Below are 16,105 nucleotides of genomic sequence, written 5' to 3' on the forward strand. Positions count from 1 at the left end.
CGAACGCACACATGCAAACACAGACGCACGCCGTCCCGCACCCCCGTCTAGGCTCCCGAGCGTGTCGCGAACCCTCTCCGCCCTCGTCCTCTCCGGTGCCGGCCGCTACGCGGATCCTTGGCATCCCTTCGCCGAGACGACCGAGTGCATCGCCGGGATCCTGCGCGAGTCGGGCTTCGCGGTCACCGTCGCGCCGGACGTCGACGACGCGCTGACGCGTTTCGATGACGGTCCGGACCTCGTCGTGGTGAACGTCGGGCTGCCCCGGGACGGCTCCCCGTCGCCCGCCGCCGCGGCGCGGACCGGCTTCCGTCGCCTGCTCGCCTCAGGTGCCCCCGTGCTCGCGCTGCACGCCTCCTCGACGAGCTTCGTCGACGCGCCGGAGTGGGAGCAGGCCCTCGGCGGACGGTGGGAGCGGGGGACGTCCTTCCATCCCGAGCACGGCGAGGCCCGTGTCCGCCTCCGCGGGCACCCGCTCACCGCCGGGATCAGCGACTTCGTCCTCCAGGACGAGCGCTACACGTCCCTCCGCACCGCCGCCGACGACGAGGTCGTCGCGGCCCACGAGCACGACGGCGTCGAGCACCCCCTGATCTGGCTGCGCGAGGCGACGGCCGCCCACGGCCGCACCGCGTACGACGCTCTCGGCCACGACGCCCGCTCCTTCGCGTCGCCCGAGCACCGCGAGATCCTCCGCCGCCTCATCGCCTGGACGACGCAGCGCGAGGAGACGTGATGCTCTCGAGGAATTCGTCCTGCTGGTCGAGCCGTCGTCAGGAGGTCCGCGCGGTCTCGTGCCGCCTCGTGCCGGATCGATGGTGGGCTCGGCGCTCGGTGAGGAGGAAGACGACGAGGAGGACGACTCCGACCAGGACCACGACGATGTTGCCGAGCTGGGCGAGGGAGGAGAGGGTCGCCTGCTCGATCAGGCGGCGGCCGATCCCTCGGTGCTGCTGCGAGGGAACGACCGCGAGCGGGCTCAGCACGAGGACCTCGACGAGCTCTGCTGGCGCGTCCAGCCATCCCCGCGAGAGCATCACGTGACCGACGAGGTGCTCCGCGTCTTCAGCGACCAGTTCGACGACCGCCGTGCTTGTGAGCCGCAACCCGTGTGCCAGCGAAACCACACGGTCCGCCTGCAGTCCGAACGCCGTCGACTCGACCGTGTCGATGAAGGGGGAGTCGGCGCCGGTCGCCATTCGTACCCGGACCCTCATCGGCTCAGCCCCAGCCGTGTTCTCCTGAAGCACCGCAGGTGACTCCTGTCTGATGTCGTCGGTGGAGGCCTCCGCCAGCCCGCCGCTCGCTGCGCTGCAAGGTTCGGCCGAGTCCGACCCGGATGCCGCCGAGCGTCAGTGCGGCAGACGCCCTCCGTCCGGGGCTCCGTCCAGCCCTCACCTTTCCTTCGGCACCCGAGTGTGTCGCGGGGAATCGCCGCCGTTCCGAAGAGGAGGGCCCATTGGGCCCGTCTTCGGCGGTCGCGCTACCGAGTGAGCGGCCGGCAGTCGACCAGCTCGCCCCGGTGAAGCAGCTACGGGCGAGGGGCCGCTTCGCCGGCGATCTCGGCGAGGGCTGCCACGTGCCCGTCGAATGCGCGCTGTCCGCTCGGGGTGAGCGTCAGCCAGGTCAGCTGACGGCGGTCCGTCCGTCCGGCCGACGATGCTTTGCGGGAGGACACGTAGCCGTTGTCGGCCAGGGCGCGGAGGTGCTTGGAGAGGCTCGCGTCCGCGATGCCGAGGGTGTCGCGGAGCACGGTGAAGTCGATCTGATCGACGCGGCGCAGGATCCCGCAGATGCGCAGGCGGGCGGGAGCGTGGATCAGCTCGTCGAAGGCGGCGTCAGCCACGGCGGGCGATCTGCCGGACCGCCGCGCGGAATCCGAGCGTCGACAGCCAGGTGACGAGGAGGAACGCGGCGATCGCGGTGATCGCCACGGCCCAGCCGAGTCCCTGTGCGACGAGCCCGAGCGAGACCGAGAACAGGAGGAGGCAGGAAGCGAGGGCCGCGCCGACGAGCAGCATCGCTTCGACACCGACCCGCCGGAGCCGGATACCCGTGGCGCGTCGCAGGAGCACCACGAGCACGACGGCCGCAGCGACCACGAGCCACGAAGTGGTGGGCGGCTCGTAGTCAGCGCCCGGTGAGAGCGCGGCGGCCTGCGCCACCCAGAGCAGTGCGAGGACGCCGAACCCGGCGAGGTGCCGGCGCGGTGCGGAGATTCGGGCGACGAGGGCCTCCCGGTCGGACCGGAGGCTGTCGAGGGCGGAGGACGCGTCGGACGCTCGATCGTTTTCCATAAGGGAAAACTACATGTCGTTTTCCTATCAGGCAAGTGATCGCTCGCGGTCTTCTCAGGAACTTCGTCGTTCGAGAGCTCTTGGCGGGACGGCGAAGCCGTGCGATTGTGGATCCACCCCTGCTCCTCGAGGAAGGTCGACGACGGTGAAGACCGCTCCGGTTCCCGCGCTCGCGCGCTGACCTCCTCGATCCCGTCCGCGGGCTCCCGGTCAACGCATCCGCTGACGACCGAGGAGTCCTATGCCCTCCCACACCACTTCTGCGTCCCTTCTGCTTGCGGACGTGTCCTTCGCCTGGCCCGACGGGTCGGTGGTGCTCGATCACGCCTCGGCTGCACTCGGCTCAGGCCGGACGGGTCTGATCGGCGCGAACGGCGCCGGCAAAACCATGCTGCTGCGGCTCCTCGCAGGCGAGCTCGCGACGACCTCGGGCTCGATCAGCCGCTCTGCGGCGGTCGGCGTGCTGCCCCAGCACCTCGCCCGCCTCACGGAGACGACCCTCGCGGAGCTGCTCGGGGTGCGCCGGACGATCGATGCGCTGCGGGCGATCGAGTCGGGCGATACCTCCGAACGGCACTTCGACGCGGTCGGTGACGACTGGGACATCGAGGCGAGAACGTCTGCGGTCCTCGACGAGATCGGACTTGGAAGGCTCGACCTGGACCGGCCGATCGGGGGCCTCTCGGGCGGCGAGACCGTGCTCGCGGCGCTGGCGGGCCTTCGGATCGGGGGTGCGGGGATCGTCCTCCTCGACGAGCCCACCAACAACCTCGACCGCGAGTCTCGTGCTCGACTGAGCGAGCTGATCCTCCACTGGCGGGGTGCGCTCATCATCGTCTCGCACGACACCCGCCTCCTCGAGGCCATGGACGCGACGGTCGAGCTACGCGATGCGCGGCTGCGAGTGTTCGACGGCGGCTACTCGGCGTTCCGCCGACGGATCGACAGTGAGCAGGAGGCGATCGCGCGAGCGCTGAGCAGCGCCGAGCAGACCCTGCGCACGGAGGAGCGCCAGCGGATCACCGCCGAGACGACGCTCGCCCGGCGAGCCCGGTACGCGCGCACCGACTACGAGAACAAGCGCAAGCCCAAGGTCATCATGAACGCGCGACGATCCGAGGCGCAGGTCTCCGCCGGGAAGCTGCGGACGGAAACGGCGGAGAAGATCGATGCCGCCCGGCGCTCGGTCGCGAATCACGAGGGGCGACTGCGCGAGGACGAGCGCATCCGCATCGATCTGCCCGACCCGGACGTGCCGGCCTCGCGTCGGCTGGCCGAGATCGGCGACGGAGAGACGACCCTGCTGCTGCAGGGGCCCGAGCGCGCCGCTCTCCTCGGGCGCAACGGCATCGGCAAGACAAGACCGCTCGAGGCGCTCGTCCGGGGATGTCAGCTGCCGGCACCGCTCCGAGCGATCGCGCGGACGGACCGCATCGGGTACCTGCCCCAGCGCAGGGGCGGGATCGACCCTGCGCTCTCCTTCCTCGACGCGGTGCGGGAGGTCGCCCCTTCCGTCCCGCCGGGCACGATCCGCTCCCGGCTCGCGCGTTTCCTCATCCGCGGGGACGCCGTTCATCGCCGTGTCGGTGCCCTCTCCGGAGGCGAGCGCTTCCGGCTTCACCTCGCCCGGCTACTCCTCGCCGATCCACCGCCCAGGCTCCTCGTGCTCGATGAGCCGACAAACGACCTCGACGTGACCAGCGTCGATCAGCTCGTCGAGGCGCTGGTCGTGTTCCGGGGCGGAATCCTGGTCGTCAGCCATGACGAGGAGTTCCTCTCTCGGCTCGGCCTCGACACGGCGGTGGAGCTGAGGGAGGGCGGGCGCCTCGTGATGGTCGATCCGCCGCAGCGCCCCGAGATCGGCTGGACCGCTCCCACCTGACCGCTCCGACCTGACCGGGTGATTCAGCAGGCCGCGCGGACGAGCGCCAAGCCGAAACTGACATCCGATGATCGCCCTCCCACGACGCTCCGCGTCCACTGCCGGAACGGGCGCTTGCGAACAGTCGGGGCGTCGTCAACCAGGTGTCGCGTAAGGGGATCGTTCAGCGCGACAGCTTCGAGTCGGCTTCGGCCATTGTCGCGTTGAGCGGTCCCCGTGATCGGTGAGGTTCTCACGGGCCCGGTTCCGTCGAGGACTCAGTCGTCGCTGTCGCCGCTGCTCGCCGGCGCCGGGGCGGTGCTCGAGGTGGAGTCGGACCAGACGGCTTGCGCGCCGGAGTCGCCGATGCGGACGACGTCGATGGTCGCTCCGACGGAGATCGCGATCGCTGCGACGGCGAGCACGATCCCGACGAGGGGGCGGCGGGTGGCGGGTCGGTCCTCGGTTCGTCGGGTGCGGCGGAACCAGAGCCACTGCACCAGGGCGACGAGGAACAGGCCGGCGGCCCAGGGGAGCAGGTGGTCGCCGAGCTCGGTGTGCTGCTCGAGGATCGCGGACGGCTCCGTCCGGCGTTCGAGGGCTTCGCCGGCCTGCGTGGTGAGCGGGACGGCGATCAGCGCGGCCAGGGCGATGATCGGGGTGAGGATCCCGAACCTGCGGCGGGCGGCGGGCCAGAGGCTGCCGAGGATGAGCATCAGTGCGGCGAGGGGGAGCAGGACCACGACGGCGTGCACGAGGAGCGGGTGGAGGGGGAGGCCGTTGATCTGCCAGTCGTTCATCGGGGGCGCCTTCGCTCGAGGGGTGGTGTCCTCGTGACGCTAACCCGCTGAGTCCGGTGCGCCGTTCCGGCAGAGGGGTTCGTGTGAGCCCTCGAACGATCGCCCACCCGTCCTCGGAGCCGACTCCCCACTTCGGGCCGAGATGCGACGTGCCGACCGGGCGGGGAGTCGGTGCGAGTGCTCGCTCGCCGGCGCGATCAGGCGGCGGAGCCGGTCGGTCACGAGAAGCGCGCCGGCGGCGTCGACGGTGAGGACGTCGACGTCGAAGCGGTCGGTGACGGTGTCGAGCGTCGGAGCGCCGCCGGCGAGGATCGCGGTCGCGAGGACGTCGGCGGTGACGATGTCCTCGGCGATCACGGACACCTGCACGAAGGGGACGTCGCCGGGCTCGGCAGGTCGGCGCCAGACGTGCTCGCCGCGTTCGGCGGTCCCGGAGGTGGCGATCGCGCGGCGTCCGTCGCCGAGGGGGACGACGCAGAGCAGCGCCCGCCGGTCGCCGGGATCCACGATCCCGATCGTCCAGCTGCCGGCGGGCGAGGTGAGGACGTCGCCCCCGACGTCGAGGAGCCATGCGCCGTCGCCGAGCAGCCGGGCCGCGTGCGCCATGGCGGTCGCCTTGACGGTTCCGGCGAGGTCGATGACGCCGTCGGGACGGTGCGGGGTGAAGGCGCCGGCGGTCGCAGTGCGCCAGTGGAGTGCTTCGGCGTAGGCGGTCCGCATCTGCTCGGACGCGGCGGTCAGCGCGAGCTCACCGCGGGCGATCCGGGACGCCTCCGACTCCGGCCGGTACAGGCTGAAGCGGGCGTCGGCGTCGGCGAAGACGTCCTCGACGTCGTCCACTGGCGCATCGTCGGCGGCGCGCAGGCTGGCGACGGTGCCCATGGTCGTGAACGTGTGCACGGTCAGAGTCCGGCCTGGTCGATCGCCGATTGCAGGGAGGTGAGGTATCCGTCGCTGGTGTAGGTCGCTCCGCTGACCGCCTGAACGTTCGCGGACTGGGCGGCGAGGACTTCCTGACGCAGGATCGGCGCGGCCCGGTGGGAGATCGACACGGACCGGCCGTCCTCGTCCGTCAGGTGCACGGCCGTGACGTCGGTGATCTGCCCGCCGGCGACGGTGATCGCGACCTGCACCGCGCCGAAGCGGGTCGCCACGGACGAGCCGGTCCAGGTGCCGTCTGTCGAGGAGGACGGGCCAGCGGTGGCCGTCGAGCTCGTACCGGCCGACGGGTCAGTGGGCGCGCCGGCGGAGGGCGTCGTCGAGGCGGGGGCGCCGGCCGGCGTCGGCGTGGTCACCGCGGGAGCCGCTCCGTCCGTGGCCGTGGTGGCGCTCGTCCCGGTGGCGAGCGGGGAACCGGTGGCGCCGGCCGATCCGAGCTGCCAGCCGCCGACGAGGACGGCGAGGGAGGCGAGGACGCTGGCGACTGCTGCTCGTGTCCTCACCAGTCGAACCTCTCCACGTGGATCTGCCGGTCGGGCAGGCCTGCCGCTCGCGCGTCGCGGACGACGAGGTCGGCCCAGGCGGTGGGACCGCAGACGAACAGGTCGGACTCGAGCAGGCCGGGCAGCGCGGAGGTGATCGTCACACCGCGGGCGATGGACTCGGCAGACATCCATGTCGCGAGCCCTGCGGGCCGTCGGCCGATCATCCCGAACAGTGCGCCGCGGCTGCTGTGGACCAGGGTCCGCGTCTCGTCCCAGAGGTAGGTCTGCGAGTCGTCGGCGGCGCGCAGCAGGACGGTGGCCTCGCCGGGTCGGAGGCCGCCGTGCTCGAGAAGCGCCCGGGCGGGGGTGATGCCGATGCCGGCGGCGATGATCGCGAGGCGCGGGGCGGTGCGGGCGGCGTCGGTGAAGATCCCGTAGGGGCCCTCGATCGAGACCGCAGTCCCGGGGCGCAGCCGTGCGAGGCGGTCGGTCCCGGCTCCGAGTGCGCGGACGGTGATCCGCGCGCGGGTGTCGGTCGGGACGGCGGAGAAGGAGATCGGGTGCGCGTGCCACCAGGTGCCGCGGCTCCAGAACCGCCAGATCGCGTACTGCCCGCCGATCACGCCGAGGCGGGAGAGGCCGCGGCCGGAGAGGTGGATCGAGAAGACGCCGGGGGCGATCGTCTCGACGGCCTCGACCCGGATCCGGTGCCGCAGCGTCGCGAGAACGGGCACCGCGAACCGGAACCAGGCGATCGCTCCGAACGCCAGGACGTAGAGGGCGATCCAGTAGACGCGCTGCGGCGTGCTCTCGGCGAGGACCTGGCCGGCGGAGAGCTGGTGGGGGACGGCGACGAGGACGGCCGCGTAGCTGAGCAGGTGGATCGCGTGCCACGCCTCGTACGCGAAGCGGCGGCGCACGGCCACGAGGGAGGTGACGACGACGAGAACCAGGAGGGTGCTGCCGAGCAGCGCCAGGAGCATGTCGGCGCCGGAGTACAGGGCGAGTGTCTCGTTCCACAGCGTCAGCCCGTCGGTGAGGGCGTAGCCGACGGTGAGCAGGGCACCGTGCCCGAGGATCAGATACAGCGCGGGCTTGCCGAGGCGACGGTGCAGCGCCATCGCGGTGTCCTGGCCGAAGGTGCGGTCGATCCAGGGGCTCCGGGCGGCGAGGACGAGCATGACCAGGATCAGGTCGGTGCCGACGAGGCCGGCGACGATCCCCGCGGCCGTGAGGGCTCCGGCGAGATCGGTGACCTGCGCGGGTCCGCCGGCCGCGAGGTAGAGCGCGATGGCGAGGGCGACCGAGACCCAGCAGGCGGTGACGAGCGCGTCCGCGGACCGCAGGCGCCGGCGCAGGGATCGCTCGCGGTCGGCCTGCGACCGCCGCAGCGTGGTCGGGGCGTGGGGTGCGGGTGCCCTGGTCGGTCGGATCGTGGTGCTCACGGCGGCGCCCTCCGGTCGGTGTCGAGTGCGCCGGCCTGAGGTTTCCGGGGGGCGCGCTCTTACCGTCGCGAGGGAGTCTTGGTGTCGGCTATGAGGGACGCGTGCCGATTCCCCGCCGGGGTCCGATTCGTGTTCGAGGTCTCACATGTCACCGCTCGGGCAGCACGATCGTCACCCGCACTCCGCCGGAGCGCCGGTTCTCGAGGGTGACCGATCCGTCGGCGGTGTCGACGAGAGCTGCGACGAGGGCGAGCCCGAGCCCGCTGCCGCCGTCCCGGCTGGTGCGCGCCTCATCGGGTCGGGAGAAGCGCTCGAACGCGTGCGGCACGAACTCCTCCGGAATGCCGTGCCCGGTGTCCTCCACGCGCAGCTCGAGGGTGGAGTCGTGCTGCTGGAGGAGGAGGGTGATGCGTCCCGCAGGAGGCGTCGCGGCGATCGCATTCGCGCCGAGGTTGTCGAGGATCCGCGAGAAAGCGCTCACCGAGAGCGGGTACGGCGCGTCGGCCCGCTCGATCGCGGTGTCGAGCTCGATGTCGGGGCCGGCGCCGCCCGTGATCGTCCTCAGCCGGTCGACGGAGTCCATCAGCTCGGTCTCCAGCTCGCTCGCCGTCGCGCGCGCCGCGACGGGCGGGGCGGCGTCCAGCCGGGAGAGCTCCAGGAGGTTCGTCGCCAGGCGGGACAGGCGGGCGAGGGACCCCTCGGCGGCGCGGATCTCCGTCGCGAGGGCGTCCGCGTCGCCGAAGTGCCGGTGCGCGAGTTCGAGCTGGGTGATGACGACGGCCAGCGGCGTGCGGATCTCGTGGCTGGCCGCGGACACCATCTGCCGCTCCCGATCCGCGGTGTCCCGCGTCCGGGCGATGAAGGCGTTCAGCGTCTCCGCCAGGTCCGACAGCTCATCGGCCGCCGGGCCGACGGGGAGCTCGCCGCCGTCCCGATCGCCGAGCGACGCGGCGGTGCGGCGCATCCGCTCGACCGGACGCAGAGCGGCGCCGGTCAGCAGCCACGCGGCGAGGGCGGACAGGATCACGAGGGCCGCGGCGCCGACGAGCAGCGTCCGGTCCAGGGCCGCGACGGTGAGGTCGCTGCCGGCGCCGCTGCGCGCCGCCCACAGCTCCCACGTGCCCGCACTCGTGTCCAGGGTCCGCGAGACGACCGTGAACCGCACGTCCTCGTCGGTGACCACCGTCGAGGTGCCGTCGCTGCCGCTGCTGCGCTCCAGGACCTCGTGGACGTCGTGCGGCATCGTGTCGACGGGCACCGCCCCGCCGGGAGCGCGCGTGAAGATCAGGAGCCCCTCGGCCGGCGGGTCGGGGGTCTCGGTCGGGTCCGATCGCAGATCGGCGAGGTACGGGGCGAGGTCGCCCTCGGCGAGGGTCACCTCGGAGGCGGCGACGATGCTGCGGAACTGCCCGTGCAGCACGAGGGTGATCACGCCGACCCCGATCAGCGCGACGAGGAGGCTGCCGAGGGTGATCCGGGAGCGGATCGACAGGGCGCGCAGCAGCGTCACTCGGCGCGCTCCAGCCGGTACCCCGCGCCGCGGACGGTCGTGATCCGCAGGCCCGTGTCGGCGAGGGCGAGCTTCTTGCGGAGGTAGCTGACGTACTGGTCCACGAGGGTCGGCTCGAACGTCTCCGACGACCCCCACACCTCGGCGAGGATCTCCGTCCGAGTCAGGACCTCGTCCTGATGCACGGCGAAGAAGCGCAGCAGGGTGAACTCCTTCACGCTCAGCGCGAAGGGGCGATCGCGGACCGTCGCGCGCACGGAGAGGGCGTCCAATCGCAGCGCTCCGATCTGCACCACCGGCTGCGGGCCGCTGGCCCGGCGACGGATCTGCGCACGGATCCGGGCGCTCAGCTCGCCGAAGTGGAACGGCTTGGTGACGTAGTCGTCGGCGCCCGAGTCCAGTCCGAAGATCCGGTCCTCGACGGCGTCCCGCGCCGTGATCAGCACGACCGGGACGGTGCTGCCCGATTCCCGCATCCGTCGGCAGACCTCGAACCCGGTCATCCCCGGCAGCATCACGTCGACGACGGCGACATCGACGTCTCCCGCGGTGAACGCGATCAGCGCGTCGACGCCGTTGTCGACGAGCTGCACGTCGTAGCCGTCCTCGCGCAGTCCGCGCTCGACGAGGGCCCCCATCCGCGGGTCGTCCTCGACGACGAGGATCCGGGACATCAGACCGCGCCGGACGTGCCGAGCAGCGACCCGATCAGGAACGTCGCCGCGAGGGCCAGAGCGCCGCCGACGACGATGCGGACCATCGGGCGCACCGCCGGACTGCCGCCGACCCGGGCACTGATGAACCCCGTCGCCGCGAGGGCGATCAGCACCACGACGAAGGTCACCGGAACCCTCAGCTCCGGCGGCGGGAGCAGGATCGCCAGCAGCGGCAGCACCGCGCCGAGGAAGAACGCCAGCGCCGAAGCGCCGGCGGCGGCGAGCGGGCTGGCGACCGCTTCCTCGTTCAACCCGAGTTCGGCTTCCAGATGTGCGGTCAGAGCGTCGTTGTCGGTCAGCTCGCGGGCGACCTGATGCGCTGTCTCCGGAGTCAGGCCACGCGCCTGATACAGAGAGGCGAGCTCCTCGAGCTCCCCGGAGGGATCCTCCGCGAGCTCGACACGCTCCTTCGCGATCAGCGCACGCTGACTGTCGCTCTGACTGCTCACCGAGACGTACTCGCCCAGCGCCATCGATACCGCGCCGCCGACCAGACCCGCGACACCGGCCGTCAGGATCGGGGCCGTCGCCGTCGTCGCGCCCGCGACGCCGACGACCAGAGCGGCGACCGACACGATGCCGTCGTTCGCGCCGAGCACGCCGGCCCGCAACCAGTTCAGCCGCCCCGCGATCGCGCCGTCATGCGGCTCCGCGCGAGGAGTGGAGGGCGGAGGAGTGGGACCGGTCGGCATGAGGCTCATGGAAGCACCGGAGTCTCCTCCGCGCCAGGCAGGACAGGCTTCCCACTCCTGTCCGGCGAGGGGGTGAGCGTGAAGGTGTCGAGGTTGCCGATCACGGCGCGGAGGTGTTCACCCGCGTGGTGCGCGATCTGTGCCGCGTCGTCCAGCTGATCGGCTGCGACGCGGAGGGTGGCCGATCCGGTGAGTCGGTGGCCGATCCAGCGGAGGCGGAGGTCCTCGACTGCGGTGACGCCCGGGGTGTGTTCGAGGGCGTGCTCGGCGCGTTCGAGGTGGTCGGGGGAGATCGCGTCCATCAGGCGGGCGCCGACCGACTTCACGGTCCCCCAGAGCAGGACCAGGATCGAGACGGCGATGAGCAGGCCGATGATCGGGTCCGCGAGGGGGAGTCCGAGCAGGACGCCGATCGCTCCCAGCACCACGGAGAGGGAGGTGAAGCCGTCCAGCCGCGCGTGCACTCCGTCTGCGACGAGGGCGGCGGAGCCGATGCGGCGGCCGACGCGGATGCGGTAGATCGCGACGATCTCGTTGCCTGCGAAGCCGATGACGCCTGCGACGACGAGCAGCCACGGGTTCTCGATCGGGCGGGGATCGAGGAGGCGGGCGATCGCCTCCCAACCGGCGACGACGGCGGAGAGCGCGACGACGAGGACGATGAACATCCCGGCGAGGTCCTCGGCGCGCCCGTAGCCGTAGGTGTAGCGGCGGGAGGCGACGCGGCGTCCGAGGACGAACGCGATCCAGAGCGGCACCGCGGTCAGCGCGTCGGCGAAGTTGTGGATCGTGTCGGCGAGCAACGCGACGGAACCGGTGAGCGCGACGAGCGCCGCCTGCAGCACGGTCGTGGCGAGCAGGATCACCAGGCTGATCTTCAGCGCGCGCACTCCCGCGGTCGACGCCTCCATCGCGTCGTCGATCGAGTCGGCAGAGTCGTGCGTGTGCGGGACGAACAGGTCGGAGAGGAGCCCCCGGAGGCCGCCGTGCGGGTGGCCGTGGTCATGGCCGTGGGCATGGCCGTGCTCGTGGTCGTGCGGGTGCTCGTGCTCGTGGTGGTGGCCGTGCTCGTGACGCTCGGTGCGCGTCGTCATGCGGTCGGCGCGCCCGTCCGGTGATGGGGTGCATGCCCGACGACGTGCTCGGCCTGCTTGATCGCGTCCACGACCAGCTCCGAGGCGTGCTCGTCGGTCAGTCGGTAGAAGACGGTCGTGCCCTCGCGGCGGGTCTGCACCATGCGGCCCAGGCGCAGCTTCGCGAGGTGCTGCGAGACCGCGGCCGGACTCTTCCCCACGGTCTCGGCCAAGAGGTTCACCGGCGACTCGCCCGCCTTCCGCAGCGCCAGGACGATGCGCACGCGCGTCGCGTCCGCGAGCATCGCGAACACCTCGACGGCCAGCTCGACGTACTCCGAATCGACGTCCAACCCGCAAGGATTCTTATCTACGTGCATACGCAGATACTAGTCCCTGGCCGGGGTCGGTGGGACGTCGGCGACCAGGTGCTGCCGGTCTCGTTCGATGAGACCGGCGGCACCTACGACCACCTCCCTCGGCGAGGCTCGGCGGCGGAGCGCCGCCGGGACACCTACGGTGGGCGAATGAGCACCTCCACACTCTCTCGCCGGGCCCGGTTCCATCGGAGGTTCCTCATCGAGCGGCGCATCATGACCGCTCAGGCCCGGCGGGACCTGAACCGCTGGGGAGCGGTGTCGATCGCCGCTGGTCTCGCCCTGTTCGTCCTGCTGACCGTGCAGGTCCTGACTCGGACAGGCCTCGCGACCCTCGACCCGGCCGTCTCGGAGTGGTTCCGCGCGAAACGCTTCGCCGAGGGGACCGTCGTGATGGATGCTCTCGCCACCGTGTTCGGACCGGTCTTCCTCCCGATCATCATCCTGGGCGTCCTCGTCCTCTGGATCGCGCTGGCCCGCCACCTGTGGCGGCCGCTGCTTCTCGCAGGCGGCATGATCACGGGGATGCTCAGCGTCCAGCTCGCCGCGCACCTCGTGCAGCGCGCGCGGCCGCCCGTCGAGTACATGCTCCTCGGGGCCGACGGCACCTTCTCCTTCCCGTCCGGCCACGTCACCGGGGTCTGCGACTTCTTCCTGATCACGACGTTCCTGCTCGCGTCGCGCCGCTCCTCGCCGGTGTGGGTGATCGGCGGCTTCGCGCTCTCGCTCGGGATGATCGCGGGCCAGATCGTCGCCCGTCTCTACCTCGGCTACCACTGGCTCACCGATACCCTCGCGTCGGTGGCGCTCGCCCTCGTGATGCTCGGCTCGGTCGTGCTCATCGACACCTGGCGGACTGCGGAGGTTCGAAAGCCGGTGAGCTGACTCCGCTGTCCACCCGGCAGCAGATCCTCTCGGGGATCGCCGCGCGGACTACTTTCCGCCGAGTGTCGCCAGCAGCTGCTGGATGCTCGACGTCTCCGCGGCCCGGTCAGGACTGCCCGCGCGGACGGAGGAGAGGACGGGGTCGATCTGCTGGTCGACGTACGTCCAGGTCTGGCAGTTCGCAGCGCTGAGTGCGGGCTCCGCGTCGTCCCATGCCGTCTCCAGGTCCGTTGCTCGCGCCTTCGCGGCGGTCTGGTCGCCGTTCGTGACGAGGGCGAGGGTGTCGGAGGTGATGGTTCTGAAGTCCTGGACGTCGGCAGCAGGGAAGTCCGTTTCAACGGAGGCCGTTGCGGCAGCTGAGGTGAGGGCTTCGGAGGAGTCGCACGCCGGGGCTGCGCCTTCAGCGGCCGGAACGGTGTGCGGCTGGCTGTCGGTGAAGGCGAGCAGTCCGACGACGGCGACGGCGAGGACGGCCAGCGCCACGAGCGAGCGGCGTTCGCGGGCGACGGGCGGGGTGTGGTGCTCGGATGCGCCCGTGTCGACGTCGGCCTTGCTGAGGGAGAGGTAGACGACGGTGGCGAGGATCGCGAGCAGGAAGACGATGCTGGTGACGAAGGTGCCGAGGCCGAGGCCCTGCTCGTCGGGGGAGAGGCCGAGCCAGTCGCCGATGTTCGCGCCGAGGGGGCGGGTGAGGATGTAGGCGATCCAGAAGGCGAGGACGGGGTTCGCTCCGTAGCGCCAGAGTCCGGTGACGATCGCGATCAGGGCAAGAGGTAGGAGGATCGAGACGCCGGGGCCCCAGCCGGTGAGCTCGAGGGTCCAGTCGCCGAGCGCGGTGCCGAGCGCGAAGGTCATGAGGACGGTGAGCCAGTAGAAGGCCTCGCGCGGGGTGGTGTCGATGCTGTGGATGGAGAGGGTGCGCTCCTTCGAGTACCAGACGCCGAACACGATCGCGAGCAGCACCGAGAAGACCAGGGAGCTCGCCCAGAGCGGCACACCGAGCTGGTCGGTGAGGATGTCGGTGAGCAGCGTGCCGGTGACGCTCATCACGACGACGGTCAGCCAGTACGCGGCGGGCATGTAGCGTCGCAGCCGCATCTGCACGGCGAGCACGATCGCGGTGACGACGATGAAGATGGCGGCGGTGGCGAGAAGGCCGACTCCGAGGACCATGTCGATCCAGTCGGCGAAGCTCTCACCGACGGTCGTGCAGAGGATCTTGATGATCCAGAACCAGATCGTGACCTCGGGGACCTTGCTGAGCAGCCGCCGGCCCGAGGCGCGGGATGTCGTCGTTGAGATGTCCATGCCCGCAGAGTCGCAGCCGGGAAGTGGGCGGCGACTCGGGATGCGCCGTGCTGCGTTGTGTTTGCTCACAACGACCCGAAGGTCCGCGGTTCGACCAGGTCAGTACCGAGCCGATGGGCTGAGGTTCTGTGCTTTCACAACGGTTGCAGGGGAATCCTCTGCCGCACGTGGACGCGCGTTCGTAGCGTGGATTCCTTCGGTGCGCTTCGCGTCGAGAAACGAGGACGACTCCGATGCCGAACCGGGAACCCACCTTGGACGGCGCGATCGCGTACCGGGCGGCGCGACGCTGGCCGCTCATCTCGGCGGGCCTCGCGGTGCTGCTCACCGGACTCCTGGCCGCGCTGATCTTCTACCGCGAGCACGACAAGCCGTTCGGGTTCGACACCGCTTGGATGAACGAGATCGTCGAGCACCGGTCGACGTTCTGGCTGGTGCCGTCGCTGGTGATGAACAGCCTGGGCGGCGGGATCCTCGGCACGATCGTGGTCCCGCTCGTCGTGTTCGTGGCGCTGCTGATCTGGCGGGGTCGGTGGGCGGCGACGTACTTCGCGATCGCCGCGCCGCTGAGTGGGCTGCTGGTGCAGATCCTCAAGAACGCGGTCGGTCGTCCTCGGCCGCTGGAGATCCTCGTGAACGCGGACTTCGGCTCGTTCCCCTCCGGGCACAGCGCGAACGCGGCGACGACCGCGGTGGTCCTTGCGATCGTCTTCCCGCTGTGGTGGGTCCGCATCGCCGGCGCCTTCTACACGGTGGCGATGATGCTCAGCCGCACCTACCTCGGTGCGCACTGGGTCTCCGACACCGTCGGCGGGCTGCTCCTGGGCGCCGGAGTGGCGCTGATCGTCTGGGCGCCGCTCGCGGTCCGGCTGCATACCGAGCGGATTGCGTCACCGCCGCCCTTCTGGCGCCGCATCGCCCGACGGCGGGCCCTCGGCTGACGAACCGTCAGGGCTGAGGCTTCACCACTTCGCCGCGGAGGATCGTCAGAAGGACGACGGCCACGATCGACCCGGACGCGATCAGGCCGGCGAGCACGACGATCTGGAAGACGCCCGCCGCCACCGGCGAGAGTCCGCCGAAGACGGCGCCGATGAACGCGCCGGGCAGGACGACGAGACCGGTGGTCCTGGTCTGGTCGGTCAGCGGGACGAGCCCGGTCCAGGCCGCTTCCCGCGCCAGGCCGAGCGTGGCCTGCCGCGGCCGGGCGCCGAGGGCGAGCCAGCCCTCGATCTGCTCCCACCGGTCGGCGAGCGTCGCGGCCAGCGCACGACCGGTGACGGTGGCGACGGTCATCGAGCCGCCAATGAGGATCCCGCCGACCGCGAGGAGGTAGCGGCCGGTGAACGGGACGGCCCCGAGGCCGAAGACGATCCCGCCACTGAGGGCGACTCCGGCCGCCATCGCCGCGGCGACGGCGAGGACTGTGCGCCGGGTGCGTCCGAGGCGGCCGGACGCGGTGAGTACCGCGGCACCGAACATGACGGCCAGGAAGAGCAGGACCCAGCGGAGGTCCGCGATGACTCCGGAGAGGATCACCGCGAGGACCGCGAGCTGAGCGCCTCCGCGGACGATCGCCAGCGCCGGCCGGGCGAACGAGACGACTCCGAAGGCGCGGAGGGCGGCGATCGAGACCGCGGCGCACACGGCGACGGCGACGATCACGGCAGCGGGATCAGCGGCGCCGGTCATCCATCGGCTCCTCTTCCGGCTCGGC

General features: G+C 71.3%; 18 protein-coding genes. 4 read left to right on the forward strand and 14 right to left on the reverse strand.

From position 1 onward, the window contains the following. The first annotated feature begins 61 nt into the window (after positions 1 to 61). Entirely contained in the window at positions 62 to 736 is a 675-nt protein-coding gene (locus tag GSU72_RS08920) for a ThuA domain-containing protein (RefSeq protein WP_244256053.1), read from the forward strand. Between the two features lie 37 nt (positions 737 to 773). Here GSU72_RS08920 and GSU72_RS21295 read toward each other — a convergent pair whose 3' ends face one another. The 3 genes from GSU72_RS21295 to GSU72_RS08935 form a co-directional block, all read right to left on the reverse strand. Further along, positions 774 to 1,199 (reverse strand): GNAT family N-acetyltransferase, encoded by a 426-nt coding sequence (locus tag GSU72_RS21295; protein ID WP_208545168.1) that lies wholly within the window; start codon positions 1,197 to 1,199, stop codon positions 774 to 776. 332 nt (positions 1,200 to 1,531) lie between these two features. Further along, positions 1,532 to 1,846 carry a transcriptional regulator gene (locus GSU72_RS08930; RefSeq protein WP_159984696.1) on the reverse strand — a complete coding sequence of 105 codons (315 nt, stop codon included), beginning with the start codon at positions 1,844 to 1,846 and terminating at the stop codon, positions 1,532 to 1,534. Then, positions 1,839 to 2,297, reverse strand: a complete 459-nt coding sequence (locus GSU72_RS08935; protein WP_159984697.1) for a hypothetical protein — start codon at positions 2,295 to 2,297, stop codon at positions 1,839 to 1,841. Before GSU72_RS08935 ends, GSU72_RS08930 begins: the two co-directional genes overlap by 8 nt. 283 nt (positions 2,298 to 2,580) lie before the next feature. On the opposite strand from GSU72_RS08935, the gene GSU72_RS08940 reads away from it, so the two are divergent. Then, the gene (locus GSU72_RS08940; protein WP_348272836.1) at positions 2,581 to 4,179 is read left to right on the forward strand and encodes an ATP-binding cassette domain-containing protein; all 1,599 of its coding nucleotides are present in this window, start codon (positions 2,581 to 2,583) and stop codon (positions 4,177 to 4,179) included. 257 nt (positions 4,180 to 4,436) lie between these two features. On the opposite strand, the gene GSU72_RS08945 is transcribed toward GSU72_RS08940, so the two are convergent. From GSU72_RS08945 to GSU72_RS08985, 9 genes are all read right to left on the reverse strand, one after another. Then, on the reverse strand, positions 4,437 to 4,958 hold the full coding sequence (locus GSU72_RS08945; RefSeq protein WP_159984699.1) for a DUF2231 domain-containing protein: 522 nt from the start codon (positions 4,956 to 4,958) through the stop codon (positions 4,437 to 4,439). 39 nt (positions 4,959 to 4,997) lie between these two features. Further along, a complete protein-coding gene (locus tag GSU72_RS08950) occupies positions 4,998 to 5,858 on the reverse strand; it encodes an FAD:protein FMN transferase (protein WP_244256054.1) in 861 nt (286 codons plus the stop codon). Between the two features lie 2 nt (positions 5,859 to 5,860). Continuing rightward, on the reverse strand, positions 5,861 to 6,400 hold the full coding sequence (locus tag GSU72_RS08955) for an FMN-binding protein (RefSeq protein ID WP_159984700.1): 540 nt from the start codon (positions 6,398 to 6,400) through the stop codon (positions 5,861 to 5,863). After that, entirely contained in the window at positions 6,397 to 7,827 is a 1,431-nt protein-coding gene (locus GSU72_RS08960) for a ferredoxin reductase family protein (protein ID WP_244256055.1), read from the reverse strand. Before GSU72_RS08960 ends, GSU72_RS08955 begins: the two co-directional genes overlap by 4 nt. A 148-nt stretch (positions 7,828 to 7,975) precedes the next feature. Beyond that, a complete protein-coding gene (locus GSU72_RS08965; protein ID WP_159984701.1) occupies positions 7,976 to 9,337 on the reverse strand; it encodes a HAMP domain-containing sensor histidine kinase in 1,362 nt (453 codons plus the stop codon). Continuing rightward, the gene (locus GSU72_RS08970; protein ID WP_159984702.1) at positions 9,334 to 10,011 is read right to left on the reverse strand and encodes a response regulator transcription factor; all 678 of its coding nucleotides are present in this window, start codon (positions 10,009 to 10,011) and stop codon (positions 9,334 to 9,336) included. Before GSU72_RS08970 ends, GSU72_RS08965 begins: the two co-directional genes overlap by 4 nt. After that, positions 10,011 to 10,745: a VIT family protein gene (locus GSU72_RS08975; protein ID WP_244256110.1), complete on the reverse strand. Its 735-nt coding sequence runs from the start codon at positions 10,743 to 10,745 to the stop codon at positions 10,011 to 10,013. Before GSU72_RS08975 ends, GSU72_RS08970 begins: the two co-directional genes overlap by 1 nt. 5 nt (positions 10,746 to 10,750) lie before the next feature. Next, entirely contained in the window at positions 10,751 to 11,839 is a 1,089-nt protein-coding gene (locus GSU72_RS08980; protein ID WP_159984704.1) for a cation diffusion facilitator family transporter, read from the reverse strand. Beyond that, positions 11,836 to 12,198 (reverse strand): metalloregulator ArsR/SmtB family transcription factor, encoded by a 363-nt coding sequence (locus tag GSU72_RS08985; RefSeq protein WP_159984705.1) that lies wholly within the window; start codon positions 12,196 to 12,198, stop codon positions 11,836 to 11,838. Before GSU72_RS08985 ends, GSU72_RS08980 begins: the two co-directional genes overlap by 4 nt. A gap of 147 nt (positions 12,199 to 12,345) precedes the next feature. Here GSU72_RS08985 and GSU72_RS08990 point away from each other — a divergent pair, with 147 nt between their 5' ends. Next, entirely contained in the window at positions 12,346 to 13,080 is a 735-nt protein-coding gene (locus GSU72_RS08990; protein ID WP_159984706.1) for a phosphatase PAP2 family protein, read from the forward strand. A gap of 48 nt (positions 13,081 to 13,128) precedes the next feature. On the opposite strand, the gene GSU72_RS08995 is transcribed toward GSU72_RS08990, so the two are convergent. Continuing rightward, the gene (locus tag GSU72_RS08995; RefSeq protein WP_159984707.1) at positions 13,129 to 14,388 is read right to left on the reverse strand and encodes a hypothetical protein; all 1,260 of its coding nucleotides are present in this window, start codon (positions 14,386 to 14,388) and stop codon (positions 13,129 to 13,131) included. A gap of 233 nt (positions 14,389 to 14,621) precedes the next feature. Between GSU72_RS08995 and GSU72_RS09000 the strand changes: the two genes are divergently transcribed. Further along, positions 14,622 to 15,329 carry a phosphatase PAP2 family protein gene (locus GSU72_RS09000; RefSeq protein ID WP_159984708.1) on the forward strand — a complete coding sequence of 236 codons (708 nt, stop codon included), beginning with the start codon at positions 14,622 to 14,624 and terminating at the stop codon, positions 15,327 to 15,329. Between the two features lie 7 nt (positions 15,330 to 15,336). Here the strand turns inward: GSU72_RS09000 and GSU72_RS09005 are convergent, their stop codons facing one another. Continuing rightward, entirely contained in the window at positions 15,337 to 16,080 is a 744-nt protein-coding gene (locus tag GSU72_RS09005; protein WP_159984709.1) for an ABC transporter permease, read from the reverse strand. Positions 16,081 to 16,105: the final 25 nt, after the last annotated feature.

Origin of the sequence: Rathayibacter sp. VKM Ac-2760 (assembly GCF_009834185.1) — a bacterium.
Lineage (GTDB): Bacteria > Actinomycetota > Actinomycetes > Actinomycetales > Microbacteriaceae > Rathayibacter.